We start from the raw sequence: 25,135 nt of genomic DNA, 5'->3' as shown, positions 1-25,135 counted from the left end.
ACTTACCTTGTTAAGTAGACTTGCGAACACGCAGATACCACTCGGATAACAATCTGACCTGCTTGCGGGTATATCCCTTTTCCATCATGCGGGCGACAAAGTCATCGTGTTTTTTCTGTTCATCGGCACTGGTCTTGGCATTAAAGGAAATGACCGGCAACAGCTCTTCGGTATTCGAGAACATTTTCTTCTCGATAACGGTTCTCAGCTTTTCGTAGCTGGTCCAGTTAGGGTTTTTGCCTGCATTATTGGCCCGGGCCCGTAACACGAAGTTGACGATTTCGTTACGGAAGTCTTTCGGGTTGCTGATGCCGGCGGGCTTCTCTATTTTCTCCAGTTCGGCATTAAGGGCTGAACGGTCAAACAGCTGGCCGGTATCCGGATCCCGGTACTCCTGATCCTGAATCCAGAAGTCGGCATACACCACGTAGCGGTCAAAAATGTTTTGTCCGTATTCAGAGTAGGACTCCAGGTACGCAGTTTGAATTTCCTTGCCGATAAACTCGACGTACTTGGGAATGAGGTAGCCCTTGATGAACTCAAGGTAGCGGTCATGCACTTCTTGTGGGAACTGCTCCCGCTCTATTTGTTGCTCCAGTACATAGAAGAGGTGTACCGGGTTGGCCGCGACCTCTGCATGGTCGAAGTTGAATACCCGGGACAGGATCTTGAAGGCGAAACGGGTTGAGAGGCCGTTCATGCCTTCGTCTACCCCGGCATAGTCACGATACTCCTGATACGATTTTGCTTTGGGATCCGTGTCTTTCAGGCTTTCACCGTCATAGACCCGCATCTTGGAGTACAGGTTGGAGTTTTCCGGCTCTTTCATCCGTGACAGCACGGTAAATTGCGCCAGGGTTTCCAGGGTACCCGGCGCGCATTTGGCGTGGGCCAGCTCACTGTTGAACAGCAGCTTCTGGTAGATATCGATTTCTTCGGTCACCCGCAAGCAGTAAGGCACCTTGACGATATACACCCGGTCGAGAAACGCCTCGTTATTACGGTTATGTTTAAAGTGCTGCCACTCGGACTCGTTGGAGTGAGCCAGTATAATGCCCTCGAAGGGCAGGGCAGACAGACCCTCGGTACCGTTGTAGTTACCTTCCTGGGTCGCGGTTAATAATGGGTGCAGCACCTTGATCGGCGCCTTGAACATTTCGACGAACTCCATCAACCCCTGGTTGGCCTTACACAAGGCACCGGAGTAAGAGTAGGCATCTGCATCGTCCTGGGCGTAATGCTCCAACTGGCGAATGTCGACCTTGCCGACCAAAGATGAAATGTCCTGGTTATTATCATCACCGGGTTCGGTTTTGGCGATGGCAATTTGATCCAGCACCGACGGGTAGACCTTCTCTACCGTGAAGCGGGTAATATCGCCCCCAAACTCGTGCAGCCGCTTGACCGCCCAGGGCGACATGATGGCCCGCAGGTAGCGCTTGGGAATGCCGTATTCCTGCTCCAGCACGGCACCGTCCTCGATAGCGTCGAACAGGCAGAAGGGATGGTCGTTAACCGGAGACCCCTTGAGGCGGTAGATGGGCATCTTTTGCATCAGGGACTTTATGCACTCGGCCAGCGAAGACTTACCACCCCCCACAGGACCCAGCAAATACAGAATCTGTTTCTTTTCCTCCAGCCCCTGAGCGGCGTGTTTAAGGTAGGACACAATTTGCTCTATGCTGTCTTCCATGCCATAGAACTCGGAAAATGCCGGATAGCGGGCAATGACCCGGTTAGAGAAGAGCCGGCTTAACCTTGGCTCTTGTGCGGTGTCGATCATTTCCGGCTCACCTATCGCCATCAACAGGCGTTCGGAGGCCGAAGCGTAACAGGCTTTGTCGTCCCGGCACATGTCCAGGAACTCCTGCAGGCTGTACTCTTCTTCTTTCGCTTTTTCATAACGCGTTTGGTAATGCTCAAAAATAGCCATGATGTATTCCCCCTAATCTCGGCTCTGCTGCTTCAGTACTTGTAAGCAAGAGCCTTGCGCACATATCTTCATTCCCTTGGTAAAAGATTAGTCATGATTTAGCCAACCTGCTTGTGTAACGCTCAGAAATATCGAAGAATTTGTGAAATCGTTCTCAGTTATGAATATTTCATACGAGTCTTCCCGATCCCGGAGGCAGCTCAGCGTTTGTGGGGGCGGGGCTTAGCGTCGCTAAAACAATAAATATCATCACCTTAACGTAAACGTCAAATTGGTGGGAGGGCGATATTTAATTCGTACCTTTTCCCTTTTATGCATTGACTCCACATTTTGCAGCGGTTAGATTGGACGGACATTGCAGTTAAGCCATTTGCCCAGCTTGAGTGGTCAAGGTGGCAACTAAGATGTATAGCTCTGTTTAAGCACGTTTCCGTTTATTTTGGCCCTCGCTTGCGAGGGTTTTCTTTTTTATTCCGCAATACATACTGCTGGCGCTTTACGTCAACGTAAATATAGATCCTCCTTTCTTTCGCAGCATCCAGCTCATCGTTACCCGGGGCAGGGGCGATAAGCCGTGCCTACAGACCGATGGCGAGCTTGCCGTGTTTGGTTGGCGGCATTGCAGGGACCTGCTGGCGCTAACCGAGTCATAGCTCCAGGGGGTGAACCCGACCGCTCTTTCTTTATATTCCGTATATCCGGTTGCACCAGAGGGTTTGTTTTTTATGCCAACATGCAAAAGGGTGCTCCCCAATAGCCTTGTTATGCCAACATACAATTGGTGATAAGCAGCTACTCCCTTGCAATTTCAGTGTCTTGAGCATTAATCATCAAGAATGCGGTGCTATCGGGGCACCAATAAAATAAGCTGTACGGGTTGATAGCTGGCCCACATCAAGGAGAGTGATATGCAATTGGAGCCACAGCAAATCGAGTGCACGGCAGCAGGGGACCTGGTTGTGCAATTGTCGCACCCCATATCGGTTCGTTTTCGATATCGGTCCTGGGAAGCGGGGTTTGGTTGTGAGCGATGGGAGCAGGGACGCTGGTATCCAGAAGAGAGTGATTTTGCTCTACCGCTGCTCGCCGCCGCGAAACAATCGCCGGTCGGTGGGCCGCTGGCGGGGTTTGTACGGCGTATTCCGGCCGATATTCGCGACGCGGTGCAGCCCTATGGCTATCGCCAGGCCATTTTATTACGCTGGCTGGCCCGTAGCGCGACCGCCCGGGAGCTGTTTGCTCATTCCCCCCAGCTATGCTGGCTGTTGATCTGCCACAGCTTTGACGACGACTGGTCGCAAACCGAGATAAAAGCCGCACTGGCTCGGCCCAGAATGCATATGCTGCAGGCAATCACCGGCCAGGGCAGCAAGGCTTTGGTCAAGGTGCTGGCGCGCATTCAGTTAAGCAAAGGAGATGGCCAGGAATATCATGCCTTGTATGACTGCCTGGCTCATCCCCAGCAGATAACCCCTTTCCTGAATTGGCCGACCATTCCCATACAGGCGTTGTTTGCCAGCCGCCGATACCCGCTGTTACGAAAGAGCCACTGGCTGAAAAACCGGCTGCTGAATACGGTCGACTCCTACAGTCGCTTGCAAATCGAAATTCAGCCTCAGTACCGGTATTGGGAAGATGCGGTAAATGTTGCACAGCTGCTGGGGATAACGGATGCGCAAATTGCCCTGGAGCGCTGTGCCGACTTTGCCGCCGTAAAAGCGCTGCACGATCGCTGGACCGATCGCATGAATCAGCGCAGCTATCTGGTGAGCGATGGTACAACCCTGTTTCCACCGCCACCTGTGGCCGGCAATCAGGATATTTTTCCTGTGTTGAGCATGGAAGACCTGCAGGAAGAAGGGCGCTTGATGCACCACTGTGTGGCCAGTTATGCTCACAAGATCATGTCGGGTCAATGCTACATTTATCGCATGTTACGCCCCGAGCGGGCCACCATAGAAGTGTTGAACGTGAGCCCCCAGCCCCGGGTAAGACAAATATCACTGGCCTATAATCGCCAGCCCCAGCCGCACACTCTGATGGCGGCACAAACCTGGCTGGCTGCAGGCTGGGCCGACGACCAGCGAGCCGAGTATGAAGAGGCGCACCATCAACCCCAGCGAGCCGGCTTGATGTCACAGGGCCTGCGCTGATCTTGAAGCACGACGAACATATGATGGAAATTGAAGGTATTATTGCCGAAAAAATCATTGCCCGAACCAAGGGCCTGATCCCCTACGATATCAATGTGATGAACAGGCAGGGCAGGGTGGTGGCGTCTACCGACACCAGCCGGGTGGGTCTGGTGCACGAAGGGGCCAGCCGGGTCATAGAACGCAGGGAGCCGGTCATTGTCGATCAGGCCAGTACCCGCTATCTGACGGGTGCCAGGCCCGGGATCAACCTGCCCATCGAGTATCAAGGCAGCTGCATCGGCGTGGTGGGGATCACCGGCGAGCCGCAGCAGGTGTGTGACTTGGGGGCCTTGCTGAAGATGACCGCCGAGCTGCTGGTGGAGCAAAGCCGGGAAAAGGACGCGGCACAGTTATTAAATGCCGAAAGGGAGGAGTGTCTCAAGCAGCTTGTTGACGGCCGGCTGGACGAAACGACGGCGCAGCAGCGCGTGAAGAGCCTTCAGTTGCAGATCCGCTATCCGGCACTGTGCGTCATCATCCAGCCGGAGAGCCCGCACCGGTTACAGCAACAAAAGCTGGACTTGACCCCCGCCTTGAATTTGCGTGTAAATGGCCTGTTTTTCTATCGCCAGGGGGGCGGCCTGACCCTGATACTCGAAGCCGGTGACAAGGCCAAGGTAGACGCCAAAATAGCGCAGCTGGTCGAGCTGCTCGCACAGCCACTCACAATAGGGGTGGGCTGCAGGGTGGACTCCCTGTCGGGACTGGCCCTGTCTTACAAAACGGCCACCGCCGCCATGCAATTTGGCAGACCTGAGGCACTCGGCGAGACGGCAACGCAGTATTGCTACGACAGCCATAAAGAAAAAGTCCTTGTTTCTTCATCGGCACAGGGGTGGCAGTTGGCGGAGTTGACCAAAGAGTATCGTGCGCTCATTGAGCAGGATCCCCATGGCACACTGCGCTTGACGCTGCACACACTCATCTCTTCATCGGCAGACATGCTCAGTTGTGCCAGCCAGCTTGATATTCACAGAAATACCCTGCGCTACCGGCTCGACAGAATTCACGACATTACCGGGGTGGATTACAAAAAACTGGATCAGCTGTTACGCCTTTATCTTGGCAAGATCATTCTCGACTAGGGGCGGTTGACCTATCGCGCACAAAAAGAAAAGCGGCATCTTGTGCGTTTGCACATGGTCATTGCTCCCCGAAGCACAGATACTTTTATTCTCTTTGACCCTTATGATGAAGGTGCTCCCATGAAAAAAATTGTTATTGCTCCCGACTCCTTCAAGGAGAGCCTGACGGCACTGGAAGTCGCCGAAGCGGTCAAGCAGGGCTTTCTGGCGGTTTACCCGGATGCCGAGTACCGGCTGATCCCCATGGCCGATGGCGGCGAGGGCACGGTGGAAGCCCTGGTCGCCGTTACCGGAGGTAACATAGTGCACACCCGGGTGACCGGGCCACTGGGTAATCCGGTTGAGGCGCACTATGGCGTGCTGGGCGATGGCAAGACGGCCGTGATTGAAATGGCCTCGGCGTCCGGCTTGCACCATGTGGCACAGGAAGCGCGAGATCCCTGTATGGCGACTTCACGGGGGACGGGGGAGTTGATTCGTCACGCCCTGGACGCCGGCCTGCGTCATATCATTGTGGGCCTGGGGGGCAGTGCCACCAACGATGCGGGTGTCGGCATGCTGGCGTCGCTGGGTGCCAAGTTCAGGGACGCCCAGGGCAACGAAATTGCCGATGGCGGCGCGGCCTTGAGCAATCTGAAGAGCATAGATATCAGTGGGCTGCACCCGGCCATGGCCGACTGTACCTTTGAGGTAGCCTGTGACGTGGACAACCCGCTGCTGGGCGACAGAGGCGCGACCGCAATATTTGGCCCACAAAAAGGCGCCACCACAGCGCAGGCAGCCAGGCTCGAACAAGCGCTGACCCATCTGGCCGATGTGATTGTGGCCAGCGGCTTTGCCGATCAGCGAGAAAAAAATGGAGCCGGTGCCGCCGGTGGCATGGGCTTTGGCATGATGACCTTTATGGACGCCACCTTCAGGCCCGGCATCGACATCGTCATTGAAGCGACCAGGCTGAAAGACGCGGTAAAAGGTGCGGATCTGGTGATTACCGGTGAAGGCCGCATCGACAGCCAGACCATTTTTGGTAAAACGCCGATTGGCGTGGCCAGAACCGCCAAAATCTACGACATCCCGGTGATTGGCCTTGCCGGCAGCATCAGCGAGGACGTGGCCGTCGTCTGCGATCACGGTATCGATGCGGTGTTCTCTATCATGCCGCGGGTGATGACACTGCAAGAAGCCTTCGCCGAGGCAGAGCAGAACCTGACCTTTACCGCCAGAAATATCGCCACCCTGTTGGCGATGAAAGGCGCTAAATAAAAGCGAGTGAGGGGTGAGGCGTTAAGAGAGAGGGGGAGCCCCTGACCTGCAGGCTCGGTTTTTATACCAAACAGATTAAATAGCAGATCTATTTTCTTGCTCTATAAAGGTCGGATAAAGGGCCTCCTCCACCGACACGCTTCGGATAAATGACACTCACCGTTTTAACCTGCTGCGAACATTCACTGGATGTTCGGTCAGATTGAAACGATTCGTCACGGCGAGGCAAGCTCGCCCCCTGCACGCTCAGCACATGACATCCTTGTCATGTGATGGTCGGTGGAGTAGCTCCCTTCATCCTCCCTGATGCTACAGAGTTGCCTGTTGGTGCTGCCTACAGGCAACTCGGAGCCTAAGAAGAGGCAGCAGAGATCACCTCCCACGACCGTGAAATGCATGGATGGCATTTCCCGAGCCCTCAGGGATGAGTTTATGGCGTGTCGTGGGAGGTGGCTGTGGTGCCTCTGGTATTCAGGTTCAAAGGTGAACAGATCTTTACTGTAATTGGTATTACTCCTCACCCCTCACGATTCACTTTTCATTCTTCACCCACAAAGCAAAAAGCCCGCTCAATCGAGCGGGCTTTTCAGTGTTTGGTGCGTCCTAGTGGATTCGAACCACCGACCCCTACCATGTCAAGGTAGTGCTCTAACCAGCTGAGCTAAGGACGCAGAGTACAAGAGTTTTGGTACGCCCTAGTGGATTCGAACCACCGACCTCTACCATGTCAAGGTAGCGCTCTAACCAACTGAGCTAAGGGCGTATCGTGTCTTGGACGAGCGGTATATTAGCCAAGGCGTTCGGGGGTGGCAAGCCTTTTTTCTTATAACATAATCAGATGGATAACTATTGCTCAGGTTGGTGAAATATCGCACCGCTTTAAAAAAGATTGCCACATTCGTGCATGTTCCAGGGTCTGTTTGCGGTAGCGAACATAGACCTGACTGTTGAGCCCCAGTGCCAGCTGTTGCCGATAAGCCTGCATGATGTCGCGTTTGCTCCCGGGGGGCTCAAGTGTGCTTTGCAGCAGGGGAGCCAGTTGCACAAACTGGCGATCTATCTGCCCCAGATAGTGCTGAATCCCGTTGATGTAGTAGTGCTGCAGGGCATTACGCAGTCGCTTGGCTTTTATTTGTCCGCCACGGCGACAGTCAAACTGTTCCAGTTGCTGCAAGAACCGGCGGCTTTGCTCAAGATAGTGGCCGGCACTGTGCAGGGAGTAAAACAAACGGCCGAGATAGGGGTTCTGATACAGGCCGGACAGCGCCTGATTGAGTTGCTGGGTACCGAGCGGCTGCGTATCGATTTCGCCCCTGGCCAGGTTGTGCAGTTGGGCGAACAGATCGAAGGCTTGTACCGTTTCCTGATACCCAGGTTGTTGCGTGAAAGGCAGCGCGGGGGAGCGAGGGGTGAGTGCGGCACGAATTTCGGGCTCCGCGATCATCATGTTCCAGTGAAAGCCGGGCAGCAGGGGAGCTTTTTGTTGTTCAATGCTGTGTAACCAGGCTTGCAGCTCGGGATCGGGGTGTTCGGCCTGGCACAGCTGCAGCCCTTGTTGAAATTGCAGGTGATATAACAGCTGGCCGGCGGCACTTTGGCTTTTACCTACCGGGCTGTTGTGTTCCCCTACCAGGGCCAGCAGGTCACACTGGCCGAGTTTTAATGCGTCCAGCAGGCCGGTGCTGATACGTTCCTGAGTCAGCGTTAGCTGTCGCTGGGCGGGCAGGGGCGGCAAGGGCGGAGCCGGCGTTAATACCGGCTCCGCGACCTCTAGTACGTGGGCCACCCGTTTCAAATAAGTATGAAAGTGGCTTTCAAGATCATCCTGTGGGCTACATGCCATCAACCAGAGGCCGATTAGCCCGACTATTATGTTCGACCCGCGCATAAATCACCCGTAATCGCCATATCAAGGAGAAGGCCGATACCGACAGACCGACCAGGAAACCAATCCAGAAGCCGTGAGGGCCCATAGCCGGAACAACCCAGTCGGTCATGCCCAGCACCATCCCTATGGGGAAGCCACATAACCAGAATGACATGAAGGTTATGTAGAAAATGGTCTGCGTGTCTTTATACCCCCGCAGGGCGGCGGCGGCAATCACCTGGATAGAGTCTGAAATCTGGTAAAAAGAGGCCAGCAACAGCAAGCTGGCGGCCAGCTGAATCACCTCGATATTATCGGTATACAAACCGCCAATCCAGTAACGGCCCCAGATGGTGGTCAGGGCGGTGCCCATCGCCATCATGCAGCCCAGGGCGATGCCCATAATACTGATGATTTTGGCTTTGCCGGGCTGGTTTTCCCCCAGGCAGTGGCCAACGCGTATGGTAATCGCCATGCCAAGGCTCAGCGGTATCATGAAAATGATGCTGGAGAAGTTAATGGCCACCTGATGGCCGGCGACAATTTCCGCCCCCAGAGGGGCCAGTAGCAAGGCCACCACGGTAAACAGGGTGACTTCACAGAAAATGGCCAGGGCAATGGGCAAACCGAGCCGAAACAAACGGCCAATCCGGGGCCAGTCCGGCGCACTGAGCGCAGAAAATATCGCAAATGGGCGGAGGAGGGGCGAGCGCTGGGTGTAAATGACCATGCCTACCAGCATCACCCAGAACATTACCGCCGACGCATAACCACAACCCACCCCGCCCAGGGCGGGCAAGCCAAACTTGCCGTGGATCAGCACATAGTTGGCCGGCACGTTCACCAGCAGGCCAATAAAGCTGATGACCATGGTGGGCAGGGTATGGGAAAGTCCCTCGCTGAAGTTGCGTAATACCTGATACAAGGCATAGGCCGGCATGCCCCATAAAATGGCATGCAGATAGCCGGCCGTTTTCTCTGCCAGCAAAGGCTCAACCTCCATCCAGTGCAACGCCTGTGGCGAGTAATAGAGTGCCAGCATGGCGGGCAGAGTCACCAATATGGTCAGCCAAAAACCCTGATGCACGGCACTGGCCACCTCACTCTGGCGACGCGCGCCGTTCAATTGCGATATGATGGGGGTGAGCGCCATAATGACGCCCTGAACCAGCAAAATAAGCGGCAGCCAAAAGCTGGTGGCCACGGCAACCGCCGCCAGATCGGTGGCACTGACCTGACCGGCCATCACGGTATCGACAAAGCTCATGGTGGTTTGTGCCATTTGGGCCACCAGAATGGGGCCACACAACCGCAATAAACGGGGGACTTCAGACAAATAAGGCTTCAGGGCCATGGTGTTCTCGCTTGCAAGAGGAAGAGGTTTGTCGAATAGCGGGAAGTGTGCCTTTACCGGGCATAAGGCTGGTAACAAACGCTGTAAAACGATAATTATTGGGACTATAGCCTTGATGGAGGTGTTTTCCCACTATCTTTAACTGACATTATAAAGGAAAAATCATGTTCACCGGAATAGTGCAAGGTCAAGGCACCGTATTGGATATCGTCGACAAACAAGACTTTCGAACCCATAGGGTGCAGTTGCCGTCTGCGTTGCTGCCCGGCCTTGAACTCGGTGCCTCTGTGGCACATAACGGTTGTTGCCTGACGGTCACTGCCATCGATGGCCAGGAGGTCAGCTTTGACTTGATGCAGGAAACCCTGCGGGTCACCAACCTGGGGTTGCTCAAGGTGGGGGACAGCGTCAATCTGGAACGAGCCGCTCGCTTTGGTGATGACATAGGCGGTCATGCGATGTCGGGTCATATCATGGGCATGAGCGCCTTGCTGGAGCAGCAGGTCAGCGATACCAACACCACGTTGTGGTTTGCCTTGCCGGCAGACTTGGCAAAATACGTGTTTACCAAGGGCTACATCGGCATTGATGGCATCAGCCTGACCGTCGGCGCCGTGCAGTCGGATCGCTTTGCGGTGCACCTGATCCCGGAAACACTGGCGCGCACCAATTTAGGCAGCATTACCCCGGGAACCCTGGTGAATCTTGAAATAGACCCCCAGACCCAAGCCATCGTCGACACGGTAGAGCGGGTCATGGCCAGTCGATAGTCTGGCATGACAGCCCGGGTTGCTGATCACGGCGAACAACCCGGGCTCAGGCTGGCAGCAAGCATTATTATGCCAACATACAAATGCAGATAAGCACAAAATCAGCCTGATTCAGAAAATCTGTTCATCATCCGCATCCACGCTCAGTTCCACCTGATCGGTTAATTCATTGCGAACAATCGTCAGGTGAATCGAGTTACAGCAGGCGCTGCAGTCTTCATAATAATTCTGATCCCCCTCGGACGCGTCCACCACTATGTTGGTATTGTGGCCACAATGAGGGCATTGAATCACCTGCTCATAATAATCTCGCATCTCGCTGCTCCTTTCGGATATCAGGCTTCGCTTAATCCGCGGCTCGAACGTCCGCCATCCAGTGCAATAATCTGTCCGGTCAGGTAGGCAGGGCCCGCCAGTAAAAACGCCGCCGTTTCGGCAATTTCCTGAGCCTGCCCCAGGCGCCCCATGGGAATAGTAGCCAACACCTGCTGTTTTTGCTCGGCGGTCAGCTCATGTGCCGGCCAGATAATGGCACCGGGGGCGATACCGTTCACCCGGATGTGCGGGGCCAGTTCGGTTGCCAGGCCCCGGGTCAGGGTGGCCAGTGCATTTTTTGCCATGCTGTATAACAAATGATGCTGCAGCCCTTTTTCGGCATGAATATCGACCATATTGATGATGGCGCCGTTTTGCTGGCGTAAGGCCGGTGAGAGTGCCTGGATGAGAAAGTACGGGGCAGCGGCATTGGTACTCATCAAGTCTTGCCATTGTGCCGGCGTGCTCGATGCCAGCGGCGTCGGGTAAAAACTCGAGGCATTATTGATCAAGCCATCCAGGCGACCAAAGCAGCCCAGTACCCGGTCGGCCATGGCCGGTAGCTGCTCGAGTTGGGTGAGATCCTGGCGAACAATCGCCACGCTGTGGGGTCTGGTACTGTTCAGCTCTTGCTGCAAGGCAAGCACGGCGGTATCACTGCTGTGATAGTGCAACACCAGCCGATAACCCGACTGGTGTAAATGACGGCTCATCTGGGCGCCAATACGCTTGGCGGCACCGGTAATCAAGACCACGGGTGATGACATTAATGCTCCTAGCTCGAAAGAATACGATTCACACTGCTGCTGGCCTGTTCGCGATAGGGTTCGCCAAAGTGACTGACATGGTTAAGCAGGTGATATAAATTATAGATCTCACTACGCTCTCTGTAGCCAGCGTCTAGCGGCCAGACGGCATTGTAACCTTGATAGAACACATGAGGAAACTGGCCAAACAGCTCCGTCATCGCAATATCCGCCTCCCGATCACCAAAATAGCTGGCAGGGTCGAAAATAACCGGTCTATTATCGTAAAAAGCCACGTTGCCCCGCCACAAGTCACCATGCAGCAGAGAGGCTGCGGGCTGATGATGAATCAGCCGCTGCTTGATGCAGGTCACTATTTCCTCGACATCACCAAAATGTATGCCCTTGTCGGCGAGTATCGTCAGTTGCCAGCCGATGCGTTGCTCGGCAAAGAAGGTAGACCATTTCTTGTGCCAGGCATTGGGTTGTATCGACAACCCTAAAAAATTGTCATCGTCCCAGCCGTACATGGGCTGGTGCTGACTCTGGTGTAAGCGGGCCAGCTGCTGGCCCAGCGCATGCCAGGCCTGCTCGCTGCCCTCGTTGAAGGGCAGATAGGCCAGTACCAGGAAGCTGCTGCTCAAGGTGCTGCCACAACAAATGGGTCTGGGCACCTGCAAGGTGTCGCTGGCTCTAAGGTGATCCAGGCTGTTCCATTCACAACGAAACTTCTCCAGGTGCACCGCATCGTTCAATTTTACAAAATACGCGGTTTGGCCATCATCGATGTAAAATGCACGATTAATTTCCCCGCCCGCCAGTGGCTTTTTATTCATCACACTAAAGTCGGTTTTCGTCGCCTCGCTGATTTGATTGGCAATAGTGGGCCACATAATCTCTCCCGCATACTGACGAAGATGGTGACAACATTATAGGCTATACATGACATTCATCATTGGGGAATGCTTATGCTTGAACAACTGAAACAGTGGTTTGTCACCGACCAGACACAGCCGGCGCCCTCGACAACGAGTAAAGAGCTGGCCATTACCGCCTTGCTCGGCGAAGTCATGATGGCTGACGGTCAGGCAAGCCGGGAGGAGCAGCAACAGCTTGAGCACTTGCTGATACGGCTGACCCAGCAAAGTGCGGCCACAGTGCAGCAGTTGTTGGCCGAGTACAAGAGCCGGCAAGATCAGGTGGTGTCACTTTATGAATTTACCGCCGAGTTGAAAAACCTGCCGATAGCGGAGCGCGAAGATATCCTGTACGCCTTGTGGGCGGTCGCCTTTAGCGACGGGCAAGTGGATCCACAAGAAGAAGGGGTCATTCGTCAGGTCGCGGATTTACTCTATATTCCCCACAGTCGCTTTATCTGGCTTAAGCACCAGGCACAGAAAAAGCAGGACACCCCGCATCAACCCGGATGACAGGCAAGGGGCAATTCTGATAAAGTGCTGCGCCTTAACCCGTGCCGCCCCAACGCCTTGGTCGTTTAAGGTGCGCCAAACTGGCAAGGTACGTCAGACGGTTAAAGCAGCAATGAAGCTTGTGCAAAATCTGGGTTCATTTTCATACATTACATGTGCGCTTTGGTAGGGTGCACCACTGTTAAGGATATTTCATGCCGACAATTACTCTTCCCGATGGTAGCCAACGCCACTTTGATCACGCGGTATCCGTGATGGACGTCGCCCAGGATATAGGGCCTGGCCTGGCCAAAGCCTGTATTGCAGGGCGCATCGATGGTCAACTGGTTGATGCCTGCGAACTGATAGAAACCGATGCACAACTGGCCATTATTACCGCCAAGGATCAAGACGGCCTGGAAATACTGCGCCACTCTTGTGCTCACCTGCTGGGTCATGCCATCAAGCAACTCTGGCCCCAGACCAAAATGGCCATCGGCCCCGTTATCGACAATGGCTTCTATTATGACGTTGACCTGGATCACGTCCTGACCGAAGAAGACCTGGCCAAAATCGAAAAGCGCATGCAGGAGCTGGCAAAGACCGGCTATCAGGTCATCAAGAAAAAGGTGAGCTGGCAAGAAGCCCGTGACACCTTTGCCGAACGGCATGAACCTTATAAAATAGAAATTCTCGATCAAAACGTCAGTCAGGACGATCGCCCCGGCCTGTATCATCACGAAGAATACATTGATATGTGCCGTGGCCCCCATGTGCCGAACATGAAGTTTTGTCAGCACTTCAAGTTGCAGAAAACTTCCGGTGCCTACTGGCGTGGTGATTCCAAGAACAAGATGCTGCAGCGCATTTATGGTACCGCCTGGGCCGATAAAAAGGCCCTTAAAGGCTACCTTCTGCAGCTGGAAGAAGCCGCCAAGCGCGACCACCGCAAGATCGGCAAACAGCTCGATCTTTACCACATGCAGGAAGAAGCACCGGGCATGGTGTTCTGGCACCATGACGGCTGGACCATCTTCCGCGAGCTGGAGCAGTTCGTCCGCGTTAAGCTGCGTGAATATGACTATGAAGAGGTAAAGGGTCCGCTCATGATGGACCGCGTACTGTGGGAGCGCTCCGGTCACTGGGACAAGTACGCAGACTATATGTTTACCACCAGTTCGGAAAATCGCGAGTATGCGATCAAGCCAATGAACTGCCCGGGCCACGTACAAATATTCAATCAGGGTTTGAAGTCATACCGCGATCTGCCGTTGCGCATGGCCGAATTTGGTAGCTGTCATCGTAACGAGCCCAGTGGTGCACTGCACGGCCTGATGCGGGTGCGAGGCTTTACCCAGGACGATGCCCATATTTTTTGTACCGAAGAGCAAATACAGTCTGAAGTATCCGATTGTATCAAGCTGGTCTATGACACTTACCAGACCTTTGGTTTTACCGACATCGTCGTTAAGCTGTCTACCCGTCCCGAAGAGCGCATTGGCAGTGACGAAGCCTGGGACCAGGCCGAGCTGGCCTTGCAGCAGGCTCTGCATGCCGCCAACATCGACTTCGAACTGCAACCGGGCGAGGGTGCCTTTTACGGACCAAAAATCGAGTTTACCCTGCACGATTGTCTGAACCGCGCCTGGCAGTGTGGTACAATACAGCTCGATTTTGCCTTGCCTGGCCGTTTGGGTGCCAGTTATGTGGGCGAAGACAACGAACGTCACGTGCCGGTTATGATTCACCGTGCTATTCTAGGTTCGGTCGAACGTTTTATCGGTATCTTGATAGAAGAGTACGCAGGCCTGTTTCCAACCTGGCTTGCTCCCACTCAGGTAGTGGTACTCAATATTACCGATAATCAGGCCGACTACGCCCTCAATCTCAGCAAGCGTCTGAATAATATTGGCATTAGAGCCAAAGCAGACTTGAGAAATGAGAAAATAGGCTTTAAAATCCGCGAACATACTCTGAAGCGGGTACCTTTCATGCTGGTTTGTGGCGACAAAGAAGTCGAAGCCGGCAAAGTAGCGGTTCGTACCCGGAAAGGAATGGATTTAGGCGTCTTCGATGTAGAAGAGCTCAGCCAGCTGATACAGCAGGAAATCCATACTCGCGGAAAGAAAACAGTGGAGGATAAGTTATAAAAGGCGCTAAAAGAGGGAGCAAACCAGCTCCACGCAATCGACTGAATGAAGAAATCAGACTGCCAGAAGTTCGATTAGTTGGCCTGGAGGGCGAAGCCCTAGGCGTGGTCTCCATTGCTGAGGCTCTCGAAGCTGCCGCCAGCGCAGGTGTAGACCTGGTGGAAATCAGTCCCAATGCCGAGCCGCCCGTTTGCCGCTTGATGGACTATGGCAAGTTCATCTATGAGAAGAGCAAGGCAACCAAAGAACAAAAGAAAAAGCACAAACAAATTCAGGTGAAGGAAGTCAAATTCCGTCCCGGAACCGATGATGGCGACTACCAGGTAAAACTACGCAACCTGGTTCGCTTTTTAGAAGAGGGCAACAAAGCCAAAATCACGCTGCGTTTTCGCGGTCGTGAAATGGCGCACCAGGACCTCGGCTTCGATTTGCTCAACCGCATCAAAGCGGATCTGGACGAATTGGCCGTTGTTGAAGCTTTTCCAAAAATGGAAGGGCGTCAAGCTGTCATGGTGCTGGCCCCAAAGAAAAAACAGTAAGGTTTTGCAAGTAGCCGGGTAATGGTTATCCGGCTCGCCTTGTCTGTTTGTTATTATTAACAATGCGGAGTTGTTATGCCGAAGATGAAAACCAATAAAGGTGCTGCAAAGCGCTTTAAAAAAACCGCGGGTGGCTTTAAGCGTAAGCAGTCCCACTTGCGTCACATCCTCACCAAGAAAAGCACCAAGCGTAAGCGTCAGCTGCGCGGTAAGTGTCTGGTAGCAGCAGCTGATGTTGCCCAGGTTCAATCCATGTTGCCGAATGCTTAAGAGGATAGTGAATAATGCCAAGAGTTAAACGTGGTGTGACCGCTCGCGCTCGTCACAAGAAAATTTTAAAGCAAGCCAAAGGTTATTACGGTGCCCGTTCACGCGTCTATCGCGTAGCGGTACAGGCAGTAACCAAAGCCGGTCAATATGCATACCGTGACCGTCGCGCGAAAAAACGTCAGTTCCGTCAGCTGTGGATTGCGCGTATCAACGCTGCAAGCCGTCAGAACGGTCTGTCATACAGCCGCTTCATCAATGGCCTGAAAAAAGCCTCTGTTGAAATCGATCGCAAGATCCTGGCTGATATCGCCGTACACGACAAAACCACCTTCACTGCTTTGGTTGCCAAAGCAAAAGAAGCCCTGGTATAAGTCGTTAAGACGATGAAGTAAAAAAGGAGGCTCCGGCCTCCTTTTTTGTTGCCTGCTCATTGGTTCAGCGGTAGCAGAAAAAACACAAATCCTTTATTATCAAGACCTTCAAATTATTCAATGTCTGCACTATGTGGGCAAGTAACGAGGAATACATGGATCAGCTGCAAGACGTGATCGTCAAAGCACAGGCGGAGATCCTGGCTGCCGCCAACGCCGCCGAACTGGATGAGATCCGGGTGCATTACATGGGTAAAAAAGGCTTTTTTACCGAACAGTCCAAAGCCCTGGGCAAGTTGTCCGCCGAAGAGCGTCCCGCTGCCGGGCAGGTGATCAACCAGGCCAAACAAGCGGTTAACTCGGCTATCAACAGCAAGCGCGAAGCCTTGCAGCTGGCCGAGTTGAACCAGAAGCTGGCGTCGGAAACCCTGGACATCAGTCTGCCGGGTCGCCGTCAAAGCATTGGTGGCCTGCACCCGGTTACGCGGACCATAAAGCGCATAGAGTCGTTTTTTGGCGAGCTGGGTTTTCAGGTGGCAGAAGGCCCGGAAATCGAAGATGACTTTCATAACTTCGACGCTCTGAACATTCCGGCACACCACCCGGCACGGGCCGATCACGACACCTTTTATTTTAACCCCAAGCTGATGCTGCGTACCCAGACCTCTGGCGTGCAAATTCGCACCATGGAACACCAGCAGCCACCGATCCGCATTATTTCACCCGGTCGCGTGTATCGTAACGACTACGATCAAACCCATACGCCCATGTTCCATCAGGTAGAAGGTTTGCTGGTCGACGAAAACGTCAGTTTTACCCAGTTGAAGGGCGTACTGCACGATTTTCTGCATAACTTTTTCGAAGAAGACCTGCAGATCCGCTTCCGTCCATCCTACTTCCCCTTCACCGAGCCCAGTGCCGAAGTGGACGTCATGGGCAAGAACGGCAAATGGCTGGAAGTACTCGGCTGCGGCATGGTGCACCCTAACGTACTGCGTTCCGTGGGCATCGATCCCGAGCGTTACAGCGGTTTCGCCTTCGGCATGGGGGTAGAGCGTTTGACCATGCTGCGCTATGGCGTGAACGACTTGCGCGCCTTCTTCGAAAATGATCTGCGTTTTCTCAAGCAATTCCGGTAAGCGGCAGGAGCAAAAATGAAATTTTCAAAATCATGGCTGGACGAGTGGGTTGCTACCGGCCTTAACACCGAGGCTCTTGCCGAGCAGATTACCATGGCGGGACTGGAAGTGGACGGCATCGAGCCCGTCGCCGGTGACTTCAGTCAGGTAATAGTGGGGGAGGTGGTCGAATGTGGCCAGCACCCGGATGCCGACAAGCTGCGCGTCACCAAAATCAACGTCGGTGGCGACGAGCTGCTCGACATAGTGTGCGGCGCGCCCAACTGTCGCCAGGGTCTGAAAGTGGCGGTGGCCGTCGTGGGTGCCGTATTGCCCGGTGACTTCAAGATCAAAAAAGCCAAGCTGCGTGGCCAGCCGTCTCACGGCATGCTGTGCTCTTACAGCGAAATTGGTATCGACCTGGACTCCAGCGGCATTATCGAATTGCCCGCCGACGCCCCCATTGGTGCCTGTGTGCGTGACTACCTGCAGCTGAACGACGAGATTATCGACATCGATCTCACTCCCAACCGGGCCGATTGTTTGAGCCTGGCCGGTGTGGCTCGTGAAGTGGGAGTACTCAACCAGCAAGACGTTAACTGGCCGGAGATCCCTGCGGTTGCCGCCACCATAGACGATAAAGTCAACATCGAGCTGGATGCCGCCGACGCTTGCCCTCGTTATCTGGGCCGAGTGGTCAAGAATATCGATGTCAGCGCGGCCACGCCGTTATGGATGCAGGAAAAACTGCGCCGCAGCGGGATTCGCAGTATCGATCCCGTGGTCGACATTACCAACTTCGTGTTGTTGGAATGGGGCCAGCCCATGCACGCCTTCGATCTGGCGACCCTGAATGGCGACATTCGGGTGCGCATGGCAGAGCAGGGTGAAAAGCTCACGCTGCTCGACGGTGTTGAGGTCAGCCTGAACAGCGACACTCTGGTGATCGCCGATCAACAGCAAGCCATTGCCATGGCCGGCATCTTCGGTGGCGAAGCCACGGGCGTAACCGAACAAACCCGTGATGTGCTGCTGGAGTGTGCTTTCTTTAGTCCGTTGGCCATTACGGGTCGTGCCCGCAACTACGGGCTGCACACCGACTCTTCTCACCGCTTTGAGCGGGGCGTGGATTATCAGCTGCAACATAAAGTCATGGAGCGGGCAACCGCGCTCTTGCTGGACATTTGTGGTGGCGAAGCCGGCCCGGTCGTGGAAGCCGTCGCACAAGATCAGTTACCCACCGCCAACACGGTTACCTTGCGTCATGACAGACTCAATCGCTTGATCGGCATCGACATCGAAGCGACTCAGGTGAGCGACATGCTGGCTCGTCTTGGGCTGGAGGTCACGACGACCGCCGAAGGTTGGCAGGTCAGGGTGCCCAGCTATCGTTTCGACATCAGCATCGAAGAAGATCTGGTAGAGGAAGTGGCGCGCATTTACGGCTATAACAATATCCCCAACCAGGCACCGGTGGCAGGCTTGACCATGTCACAGCATCGCGAAGCCAGATTGCCCCTCAATCGCTTGAAGGATGCCCTGGTCGATCTGGGTTATCAGGAAGCCATTACCTACAGCTTCGTGGATCCCAAGCAGCAGAAGTTGCTGTTCCCCGATGCAAAAACCATGGTGCTGCCCAACCCGATTGCCGCCGACATGTCGGAAATGCGGGTATCCCTGTGGCCCGGGCTCATTCAGGCAGCCGTCTATAACCAGAATCGTCAGCAGCCAAGGTTACGCCTGTTCGAACAGGGTTTGACCTTTATTCCCGATGACAGCGCCGAAAATGGCGTGCGCCAAACCCCGGTGTTAGCGGGTCTGTTGTTGGGCTCGGTGACCGGTGAACATTGGGATATGGCCGACAAGACGGTCGACTTTTTCGATGTTAAAGGCGATGTAGAAAGCTTGCTGGCATTGGGCGGACAGTCGCTCAACTTCTCTTTTGCCCGCGCAGACGTGAGTGCCTTGCACCCGGGGCAGTCGGCGGTGTTATTGAACCAGGGTCGCCAGGTGGGTACCCTTGGCGCCGTGCACCCCAGCCTGCTGCGTAAACTGGGTCTCAAGTCTCAGGCCTATGTGTTTGAAATCGAGTTGAGTGCCATTAGTGAGCGTCATACACCCGAGGCGGTCGAGATTTCCCGCTTCCCTGCCAACCGCCGCGATTTGGCACTGGTCGTAGACCAGGATGTAGCCGCTGGCGATATCCTTGATTTAACAAGGAAAGTTGGCGGAAATCAATTGGTTGGATTAAACTTGTTTGATGTATACCAAGGTCAGGGCATTAGTGACGACAAGAAGAGCATAGCGCTTAGCTTGGTGTTGCAAGATACTCACAGAACTTTGGAAGAGAAAGAAATTGCCGATACGGTTGCGCGTATTGTGGCGGCACTTTCTGACGAGTTTAGTGCATCCTTGAGGGATTGATATGGCCTTAACCAAAGCCGATTTAGCAGAGCATCTGTTTACCGAACTTGGCTTGTCCAAGCGCGATGCCAAAGAGATGGTAGAAGCGTTTTTCGAAGAAATACGCTCCGCTCTTGAGCAAGGTGAACAGGTCAAAATTTCCGGTTTCGGTAACTTCGAGTTACGAAACAAAGGGGAGCGCCCCGGGCGCAACCCTAAAACCGGAGAGGACATTCCCATTTCGGCGCGCCGGGTGGTCACCTTTCGACCGGGGCAAAAACTTAAAGCCAGAGTAGAACATCTCTCACCCCCCGACGAGTCTGACTCGTCGGCAGAATAAAACACAGCCAGGCCCAGTGCCTGGCTTTTTATTGTGTAAAAAGTGAAGCGTGAAGTGTAAGGCGCATCGGCTGACACACCGAATGTTTAGCTGCAGGTTTTGTTTATCTTTTTCCCTTCACTATTTCCCCCTTAACCCCTCACAGATATTAAGAGTAAGACTAAGGCCGTATTGGCCTTAAACCCTGGTAGCTGTTAGCCTGAATGAACAGATTAATGGAATAACCTGCTAACAGAGGGATGCAACCAGTGCTTAAAGGTAATATTGTCATTCTCACCGGTGCGGGTATCTCGGCCGAGTCGGGTATTAGAACCTTTAGGGCCAGCGATGGACTGTGGGAAGACCACCATATAGAAGATGTCGCCACGCCCGAGGGTTATAAACGAGACCCCGAACTGGTGCATAAATTTTATAATGACCGCCGAGCGTTACTCCACACAGTCGCGCCCAATGCGGCGCATCAGGCATTGGCAAAACTCGAAGCCCAGTGGCCGGAACAAGTGACCCTAGTCACGCAGAACATCGATGACCTGCATGAAAGGGCAGGCAGCAAAAACGTACTGCACATGCATGGTGAATTATTAAAGGCCCGTTGTCCGCACAGCAATCAGACCACCGACTGGCCAACCGCCATTCATACCACGGACCTGTGTCAGTGCTGTCAGTTTCCCGAGCCGCTACGGCCCCATGTGGTGTGGTTTGGTGAAATGCCCCTGGGGCTGGACCGCATTTATCAGGCATTGAGTGAAGCCAGCTTGTTTATTGCTATTGGCACCTCGGGCAATGTGTATCCGGCTGCCGGCTTGGTACACGAAGCCGCCATGCATAACGCCCATACCATAGAAATAAATCTGGAGCCCAGTCAGGTCAAGAGCCACTTCAATGAACACCGTTATGGCGCTGCCACCGTCGAGGTGGTGAAGTGCGTCAACGAATTATTGAACGCCCGTCATCTACAGTAAAAGCATCCGTCGATAACAAGGCGTTGATCGCTCAGCCTTCTGGCAGGTGACTTGCAGATTATTTGCAATAAAAAGGCCCGCTCAATGGCGGGCCTTGCTGTCGTCAGTGCAGATTACCGAGAGCGGAGCTTGACCCAGTAGCCTTCATAAATGGCCAGCACTTCGTCGCCCAGATCTTCCTGAAAATGCCCCTGATTGATCACCTCGACCGAGGGGAACAACACAGGGTTATTGGCCACTTCGGCCGGCAGCAGTGCCTTGGCTCCCTTGTTGGGAACGGCGATACCCAACTCCTGAATGATTTGTGCCGCCACGGCGGGGCGCATTAAAAAGTCCAGGAACTGATGCGCCGCATCTACCGACTTGGCATTACTCGGGATCACCGCACTATCCGCCCAAAAAATGGCGCCTTCACTCGGGTAAACATAGTCCAGCGCTATGCCGTCCTGCTGGGTTTTATACGCCTGATCGCTCCACAACAAGCCCAGCGAGGTTTCCCCGGTGACATAAGGTAGCCGCGGGTTATCCGAGTTATACAGCAGCACGTTGTTTTGCAGCGGGATCAGCTTTTCATAGGCGGCCTGGATTTCGGCCGGCTCGCGGCTGTTGGCCGAATATCCCAGGGTTAACAACGCCATTTGAAAGCTTTCGCGAATATCATCCGTCAGCATCAGCTGATTTTCCCAGCGGCTGTCCCACAGATGCTGCCATGAGCTCACCTCGGCATCCGGCAAATCATCACGGTTCACCGCAATGGCGGTGCTGCCAAAAGAGTAGGGCATGCTGTAACGGTTTTCGGGATCAAAGTCCTTGTTCAGAATACTGTCATCCAGCTCGGCAAAATGCGGCAGCTTGCTCTTGTCGAGCGGTTGCAACATGCCTTCACGGATCATTTTACTGACCATGTAGCTGGACGGAAAAATAACATCGTAGCTTTCCTTGGCCTTGCTGGTCTGCAACAGCTTCAACTTGGCATACAGAGCTTCGTTGGAGTCAAAACTGGCGTAATCCACCTTAACGCCGGTTTCTTTGGTAAAGTCCTGCAATACCGCTTCGGGGATATATTCGGCCCAGGCATAAACCGACAGGCGATCTTGTGCCTGCGCCAGCACGGGAAACGTGGCAGCCATAACCCAGGCCAGAGGGCGAAGAGCTAATTTCATTATTGTTTCTTCCTTAATAATAACTGCGCTATCACCACCAGGATCAGCGACATTGCCAACATTAACGTAGCCAGTGCATTCACTTCGGGTGAAACACCGACCTTGACCATAGAGTAAATTTTCAGCGGTAACACTTCATAGCTTGGCCCCGTGACAAACGAACTCACAATCACATCGTCGAGTGACAGGGTGAAGCTGAGCAGCCAGCCTGCAGCAATGGCCGGGCCGGCCAGGGGCAGAATAATACGCCGAAAGGTAACGGCTTCACTCGCACCCAAATCTTTCGCCGCTTCCAGCATGCGAACATCGAAGCCTTTTAACCGGGAATACACGGTAATCACCACGAATGGCAGACAAAAGGTGATGTGTGCAAACAGCAGCGACCAGAATCCCAGCGAGATCCCCAGCACCACAAACAGCGCCAGCAACGAAATGGCCATCACTATATCCGGTGACATCATCACCACAAACAGCATGCCCCCCACAAACCGCTTGCCGCGAAACGAGTAACGATACAGCGCCACGGCGGCCAGAGTACCAATGAGCGCCGCGGCGGTGGCCGACACCAGGGCTATGGTCAGGGAATGACGGGCCGCTTCCATCAGGCTGGCGTTATTGGCCAGCCGCTCGAACCACTCCAGGGTAAAGCCTTCCCAGCGGATACCGAATTTGGAGCGGTTAAAGGCGTTGGCTATCAGCACTCCTATCGGAATGTACAAATAGGCGAATACCAACAGTAAAAAACACCCCTTCAGCCACTTAATCATCGAGTGACACCTTCTTGTTCATCATTTTCGCCGCGCGATAATACACATACATCATGCCGGCCATAAGCAGCGTCAAGGTGACACTGGTGGCGGCACCGAAAGGCCAGTCGCGAATATTCAAAAACTGGGTTTTGATGATGTTGCCAATCAACAGGTTTTTGGCGCCACCGAGCAGGTCCGAGATATAGAACATGCCCAGCGCCGGCAAGAACACCAGCAGGCAACCGGCGACTATGCCGGGCAGTGTCAGCGGCAATATAATGCGGAAAAACCGCGACACCTTACCCGCCCCCAGATCTTGTGCCGCTTCCAGCAAGCGGCCATCGAGCTTTTCAATGGCCGAGTACAAAGGCAGCACCATAAAGGGCAGCAGTATGTACACCAACCCAATGATCACCGCTACTTCGGTAAACATGATGCGCAGTGGCTGCTCAATCAGGCCCAGGCTCAGCAGGACAGTGTTCAGTAACCCCTTGGTACCCAGCACGATTTTCAGGGCGTAGGTCCGTATCAAGGAGTTGGTCCAGAACGGCACTATCACCAAAAAAAGCAATAACGGGCGAACACGCACCGGCATTTGCGCAATAATAAACGCAAACGGATACCCCACCAGCAAGCACAGCAGGGTGGCGATGCCCGCCATCAGCAGCGAATGCCCCAGTACCTGTATATACAGGGGATCGAGCAAACGGCTATAACTGTCCAGACTGAACACCAGGCTGACCAGACTGGCGTGATCCCGGGTCATGAAACTGGTGGCAATGATCATCAGGTTGGGCAAAAACACAAACAGCAGCAACCAACCGACGATCAGACTGACCGCCAGGTTTCTGAAACCATTGCCCTTCAGCCCCTTTATCCGGGCAGCCAGTGGGCGAGTGGCCAGGGTATTAGTGTTGTTCATAGGGCAGTACCACTTCCCAGCTATCCACCCAGGTCAGGCTGACCTGTTCGCCAAGACGATAATCAAAGTCGGGATCGTCTTCGTCAAAAAACTCGGACACCAGAATGTGCTGACCTGACTGCAGTTCGACCCGTGACTCCAATGTGGCGCCTTTATACAAGCGCTCGACAATACGCCCGGCAACGCCGTCCGTGGTCGCATTGGCATCGGTGATCTTCATGCGCAAATCTTCGGGGCGCAGCAAGACACACACCTTGTCACCGGCGGTAAAGGGTTGCTGGCTGTGTACCACACAATTTCGGCCTTCTACCCGGGCATGCCAGCTGCCTGGCGTTGCCGGGCCGAGCAGTTCACCGTCCATCACGTTGATCTCGCCAATAAAGCGCGCCACAAACAAGTTGGCCGGCGACTCATAAATCTCGCGGGGGGTGCCGTCCTGCACTATCTTGCCACCATGCATCACCACTATCCGGTCCGACATCGACAGAGCTTCTTCCTGATCGTGGGTCACAAAGACGAAGGTAATACCCAGGCGGCGTTGCAGCTGCTTGAGTTCACTCTGCATTTGCTTGCGCAGCTTGTAATCGAGCGCACTCAGGGACTCATCCAACAACAGCACCTTGGGGCGATTGACCACGGCTCGGGCAATGGCCACCCGTTGCTGCTGACCACCGGAAAGTTGATGCGGATAACGGTTGGCCATGGCATCCAGCTGCACCATCTTCAATGCTTCCAGCACCCGGGGCCTGATCTCGGCCATGGGCAGCTTTTGCATGCGCAGGCCAAAGGCCACATTGTCGAACAGCGTCATATGGGGGAAGAGGGCATAACTTTGAAATACCGTATTCACGTGTCTGTGTTCGGCCGCCACGGCGGTAATGTCGGACCCCGCCAGGGTCACGCGTCCGCAGTCTGCCTGTTCAAGGCCGGCAATCAATCGTAATACCGTGGTTTTACCACATCCGGAAGGACCCAGAATGGTCAGGAATTCGCCGTCATAAATGGATAAGTCCAGGTTGTTTATGATAGCTTTGCCGTCAAATGCTTTACTAATACCCGTCAGAGAGACTAGGGGAATAGATTGTTCCGCCATGTAGCCTTATGCACCTCGATGAAAACGCACTGCGTTTAGATATCCAAAAGAGCGCGCATTCTAGTGAGCCGGGGGAGCAAAGCAAAGCAAATATTTATGACCGAGATGAACACTTTTA

23 protein-coding genes and 2 tRNA genes are annotated in these 25,135 nt (G+C 54.0%); 13 read left to right on the top strand and 12 right to left on the bottom strand.

Annotated elements, in window-relative coordinates; genetic code table 11:
• Positions 1 to 10: 10 nt before the first annotated feature.
• Entirely contained in the window at positions 11 to 1,933 is a 1,923-nt protein-coding gene (locus tag ACN0VL_RS02030; protein WP_417614447.1) for a PrkA family serine protein kinase, read from the bottom strand.
• A gap of 908 nt (positions 1,934 to 2,841) precedes the next feature.
• On the opposite strand from ACN0VL_RS02030, the gene ACN0VL_RS02025 reads away from it, so the two are divergent.
• The 3 genes from ACN0VL_RS02025 to ACN0VL_RS02015 all read left to right on the top strand — a co-directional run bounded on the left by ACN0VL_RS02025 (position 2,842) and on the right by ACN0VL_RS02015 (position 6,476).
• Positions 2,842 to 4,086: a PcfJ domain-containing protein gene (locus ACN0VL_RS02025; protein WP_417614446.1), complete on the top strand. Its 1,245-nt coding sequence runs from the start codon at positions 2,842 to 2,844 to the stop codon at positions 4,084 to 4,086.
• Between the two features lie 20 nt (positions 4,087 to 4,106).
• Entirely contained in the window at positions 4,107 to 5,213 is a 1,107-nt protein-coding gene (locus ACN0VL_RS02020) for a CdaR family transcriptional regulator (protein ID WP_417614445.1), read from the top strand.
• A gap of 120 nt (positions 5,214 to 5,333) precedes the next feature.
• Complete coding sequence (locus tag ACN0VL_RS02015; protein ID WP_417614444.1) at positions 5,334 to 6,476, top strand: glycerate kinase; 1,143 nt, start codon at positions 5,334 to 5,336, stop codon at positions 6,474 to 6,476.
• 594 nt (positions 6,477 to 7,070) lie between these two features.
• Here the strand turns inward: ACN0VL_RS02015 and ACN0VL_RS02010 are convergent.
• From ACN0VL_RS02010 to ACN0VL_RS01995, 4 genes are all read right to left on the bottom strand, one after another.
• A tRNA-Val gene (locus tag ACN0VL_RS02010) sits at positions 7,071 to 7,147 on the bottom strand.
• Between the two features lie 15 nt (positions 7,148 to 7,162).
• Positions 7,163 to 7,239 (bottom strand) — tRNA-Val (locus tag ACN0VL_RS02005).
• Between the two features lie 90 nt (positions 7,240 to 7,329).
• Positions 7,330 to 8,319, bottom strand: a complete 990-nt coding sequence (locus tag ACN0VL_RS02000) for a DUF3080 family protein (RefSeq protein ID WP_417614443.1) — start codon at positions 8,317 to 8,319, stop codon at positions 7,330 to 7,332.
• Positions 8,309 to 9,691, bottom strand: a complete 1,383-nt coding sequence (locus ACN0VL_RS01995; RefSeq protein WP_417614543.1) for an MATE family efflux transporter — start codon at positions 9,689 to 9,691, stop codon at positions 8,309 to 8,311. The genes ACN0VL_RS02000 and ACN0VL_RS01995 overlap by 11 nt, the downstream gene beginning before the upstream one ends.
• A 170-nt stretch (positions 9,692 to 9,861) precedes the next feature.
• Here ACN0VL_RS01995 and ACN0VL_RS01990 point away from each other — a divergent pair, with 170 nt between their 5' ends.
• Positions 9,862 to 10,467 (top strand): riboflavin synthase subunit alpha, encoded by a 606-nt coding sequence (locus tag ACN0VL_RS01990; RefSeq protein ID WP_417614442.1) that lies wholly within the window; start codon positions 9,862 to 9,864, stop codon positions 10,465 to 10,467.
• 111 nt (positions 10,468 to 10,578) lie between these two features.
• Here the strand turns inward: ACN0VL_RS01990 and ACN0VL_RS01985 are convergent, their stop codons facing one another.
• Genes ACN0VL_RS01985 through ACN0VL_RS01975 form a run of 3 tightly spaced genes read right to left on the bottom strand, consistent with a single transcriptional unit; the run spans position 10,579 to position 12,421 of the window.
• On the bottom strand, positions 10,579 to 10,782 hold the full coding sequence (locus tag ACN0VL_RS01985) for a CPXCG motif-containing cysteine-rich protein (RefSeq protein WP_417614441.1): 204 nt from the start codon (positions 10,780 to 10,782) through the stop codon (positions 10,579 to 10,581).
• 20 nt (positions 10,783 to 10,802) lie between these two features.
• Entirely contained in the window at positions 10,803 to 11,549 is a 747-nt protein-coding gene (locus ACN0VL_RS01980; RefSeq protein ID WP_417614440.1) for a pteridine reductase, read from the bottom strand.
• 8 nt (positions 11,550 to 11,557) lie between these two features.
• Entirely contained in the window at positions 11,558 to 12,421 is an 864-nt protein-coding gene (locus ACN0VL_RS01975) for a fructosamine kinase family protein (protein WP_417614439.1), read from the bottom strand.
• A 75-nt stretch (positions 12,422 to 12,496) separates the two neighbouring features.
• On the opposite strand from ACN0VL_RS01975, the gene ACN0VL_RS01970 reads away from it, so the two are divergent.
• The 9 genes from ACN0VL_RS01970 to cobB all read left to right on the top strand — a co-directional run bounded on the left by ACN0VL_RS01970 (position 12,497) and on the right by cobB (position 21,090).
• The gene (locus ACN0VL_RS01970) at positions 12,497 to 12,958 is read left to right on the top strand and encodes a TerB family tellurite resistance protein (RefSeq protein ID WP_417614438.1); all 462 of its coding nucleotides are present in this window, start codon (positions 12,497 to 12,499) and stop codon (positions 12,956 to 12,958) included.
• A gap of 194 nt (positions 12,959 to 13,152) precedes the next feature.
• Positions 13,153 to 15,087, top strand: coding sequence for a threonine--tRNA ligase (gene thrS, locus ACN0VL_RS01965; protein WP_417614437.1), 1,935 nt, complete (start codon positions 13,153 to 13,155; stop codon positions 15,085 to 15,087).
• Positions 15,084 to 15,626 (top strand): translation initiation factor IF-3, encoded by a 543-nt coding sequence (gene infC / locus ACN0VL_RS01960; protein WP_417614542.1) that lies wholly within the window; start codon positions 15,084 to 15,086, stop codon positions 15,624 to 15,626. Before thrS ends, infC begins: the two co-directional genes overlap by 4 nt.
• Before the next feature lie 75 nt (positions 15,627 to 15,701).
• Positions 15,702 to 15,896 (top strand): 50S ribosomal protein L35, encoded by a 195-nt coding sequence (rpmI, locus tag ACN0VL_RS01955; RefSeq protein ID WP_417614436.1) that lies wholly within the window; start codon positions 15,702 to 15,704, stop codon positions 15,894 to 15,896.
• 14 nt (positions 15,897 to 15,910) lie between these two features.
• Complete coding sequence (rplT, locus tag ACN0VL_RS01950; RefSeq protein WP_188628857.1) at positions 15,911 to 16,267, top strand: 50S ribosomal protein L20; 357 nt, start codon at positions 15,911 to 15,913, stop codon at positions 16,265 to 16,267.
• Between the two features lie 155 nt (positions 16,268 to 16,422).
• Complete coding sequence (gene pheS, locus ACN0VL_RS01945; protein WP_417614435.1) at positions 16,423 to 17,406, top strand: phenylalanine--tRNA ligase subunit alpha; 984 nt, start codon at positions 16,423 to 16,425, stop codon at positions 17,404 to 17,406.
• Between the two features lie 15 nt (positions 17,407 to 17,421).
• On the top strand, positions 17,422 to 19,809 hold the full coding sequence (gene pheT / locus ACN0VL_RS01940; RefSeq protein WP_417614434.1) for a phenylalanine--tRNA ligase subunit beta: 2,388 nt from the start codon (positions 17,422 to 17,424) through the stop codon (positions 19,807 to 19,809).
• A 1-nt stretch (position 19,810) separates the two neighbouring features.
• Positions 19,811 to 20,128: an integration host factor subunit alpha gene (gene ihfA, locus ACN0VL_RS01935; RefSeq protein WP_417614433.1), complete on the top strand. Its 318-nt coding sequence runs from the start codon at positions 19,811 to 19,813 to the stop codon at positions 20,126 to 20,128.
• Between the two features lie 239 nt (positions 20,129 to 20,367).
• Complete coding sequence (gene cobB / locus ACN0VL_RS01930; RefSeq protein ID WP_417614432.1) at positions 20,368 to 21,090, top strand: Sir2 family NAD+-dependent deacetylase; 723 nt, start codon at positions 20,368 to 20,370, stop codon at positions 21,088 to 21,090.
• A 113-nt stretch (positions 21,091 to 21,203) separates the two neighbouring features.
• Here the strand turns inward: cobB and ACN0VL_RS01925 are convergent, their stop codons facing one another.
• Genes ACN0VL_RS01925 through potA form a run of 4 tightly spaced genes read right to left on the bottom strand, consistent with a single transcriptional unit; the run spans position 21,204 to position 25,017 of the window.
• Entirely contained in the window at positions 21,204 to 22,253 is a 1,050-nt protein-coding gene (locus ACN0VL_RS01925; RefSeq protein WP_417614431.1) for an extracellular solute-binding protein, read from the bottom strand.
• Positions 22,253 to 23,020: a spermidine/putrescine ABC transporter permease PotC gene (gene potC / locus ACN0VL_RS01920; protein ID WP_417614430.1), complete on the bottom strand. Its 768-nt coding sequence runs from the start codon at positions 23,018 to 23,020 to the stop codon at positions 22,253 to 22,255. Before potC ends, ACN0VL_RS01925 begins: the two co-directional genes overlap by 1 nt.
• Positions 23,013 to 23,924, bottom strand: coding sequence for a spermidine/putrescine ABC transporter permease PotB (gene potB / locus ACN0VL_RS01915; RefSeq protein WP_417614429.1), 912 nt, complete (start codon positions 23,922 to 23,924; stop codon positions 23,013 to 23,015). The genes potC and potB overlap by 8 nt, the downstream gene beginning before the upstream one ends.
• The gene (potA, locus tag ACN0VL_RS01910; RefSeq protein ID WP_417614428.1) at positions 23,911 to 25,017 is read right to left on the bottom strand and encodes a spermidine/putrescine ABC transporter ATP-binding protein PotA; all 1,107 of its coding nucleotides are present in this window, start codon (positions 25,015 to 25,017) and stop codon (positions 23,911 to 23,913) included. The genes potB and potA overlap by 14 nt, the downstream gene beginning before the upstream one ends.
• Between the last annotated feature and the right edge of the window lie 118 nt (positions 25,018 to 25,135).

Source organism: Oceanisphaera sp. (assembly GCF_048268965.1).
Taxonomy (GTDB): Bacteria; Pseudomonadota; Gammaproteobacteria; order Enterobacterales; family Aeromonadaceae; genus Oceanimonas.
The sequence above is the reverse complement of the archived record's forward strand: the minus strand, read 5'-3'. Positions and strand labels throughout refer to the sequence as shown.

Coding starts and splice junctions, on each gene's coding strand:
- potA (WP_417614428.1), bottom strand. CDS start 25,017: ATGGCGGAACAATCTATTCCCCTAGTCTCTCTGACGGGTATTAGTAAA.
- ACN0VL_RS01980 (WP_417614440.1), bottom strand. CDS start 11,549: ATGTCATCACCCGTGGTCTTGATTACCGGTGCCGCCAAGCGTATTGGC.
- ACN0VL_RS02020 (WP_417614445.1), top strand. CDS start 4,107: ATGATGGAAATTGAAGGTATTATTGCCGAAAAAATCATTGCCCGAACC.
- ACN0VL_RS01985 (WP_417614441.1), bottom strand. CDS start 10,782: ATGCGAGATTATTATGAGCAGGTGATTCAATGCCCTCATTGTGGCCAC.
- ACN0VL_RS02015 (WP_417614444.1), top strand. CDS start 5,334: ATGAAAAAAATTGTTATTGCTCCCGACTCCTTCAAGGAGAGCCTGACG.
- cobB (WP_417614432.1), top strand. CDS start 20,368: ATGCAACCAGTGCTTAAAGGTAATATTGTCATTCTCACCGGTGCGGGT.
- thrS (WP_417614437.1), top strand. CDS start 13,153: ATGCCGACAATTACTCTTCCCGATGGTAGCCAACGCCACTTTGATCAC.
- pheS (WP_417614435.1), top strand. CDS start 16,423: ATGGATCAGCTGCAAGACGTGATCGTCAAAGCACAGGCGGAGATCCTG.
- ACN0VL_RS02025 (WP_417614446.1), top strand. CDS start 2,842: ATGCAATTGGAGCCACAGCAAATCGAGTGCACGGCAGCAGGGGACCTG.
- rpmI (WP_417614436.1), top strand. CDS start 15,702: ATGCCGAAGATGAAAACCAATAAAGGTGCTGCAAAGCGCTTTAAAAAA.
- ACN0VL_RS01990 (WP_417614442.1), top strand. CDS start 9,862: ATGTTCACCGGAATAGTGCAAGGTCAAGGCACCGTATTGGATATCGTC.
- ACN0VL_RS01975 (WP_417614439.1), bottom strand. CDS start 12,421: ATGTGGCCCACTATTGCCAATCAAATCAGCGAGGCGACGAAAACCGAC.
- potC (WP_417614430.1), bottom strand. CDS start 23,020: ATGATTAAGTGGCTGAAGGGGTGTTTTTTACTGTTGGTATTCGCCTAT.
- potB (WP_417614429.1), bottom strand. CDS start 23,924: ATGAACAACACTAATACCCTGGCCACTCGCCCACTGGCTGCCCGGATA.
- pheT (WP_417614434.1), top strand. CDS start 17,422: ATGAAATTTTCAAAATCATGGCTGGACGAGTGGGTTGCTACCGGCCTT.
- ACN0VL_RS01925 (WP_417614431.1), bottom strand. CDS start 22,253: ATGAAATTAGCTCTTCGCCCTCTGGCCTGGGTTATGGCTGCCACGTTT.
- ACN0VL_RS02000 (WP_417614443.1), bottom strand. CDS start 8,319: ATGGCATGTAGCCCACAGGATGATCTTGAAAGCCACTTTCATACTTAT.
- ACN0VL_RS01970 (WP_417614438.1), top strand. CDS start 12,497: ATGCTTGAACAACTGAAACAGTGGTTTGTCACCGACCAGACACAGCCG.
- ACN0VL_RS02030 (WP_417614447.1), bottom strand. CDS start 1,933: ATGGCTATTTTTGAGCATTACCAAACGCGTTATGAAAAAGCGAAAGAA.
- rplT (WP_188628857.1), top strand. CDS start 15,911: ATGCCAAGAGTTAAACGTGGTGTGACCGCTCGCGCTCGTCACAAGAAA.
- ihfA (WP_417614433.1), top strand. CDS start 19,811: ATGGCCTTAACCAAAGCCGATTTAGCAGAGCATCTGTTTACCGAACTT.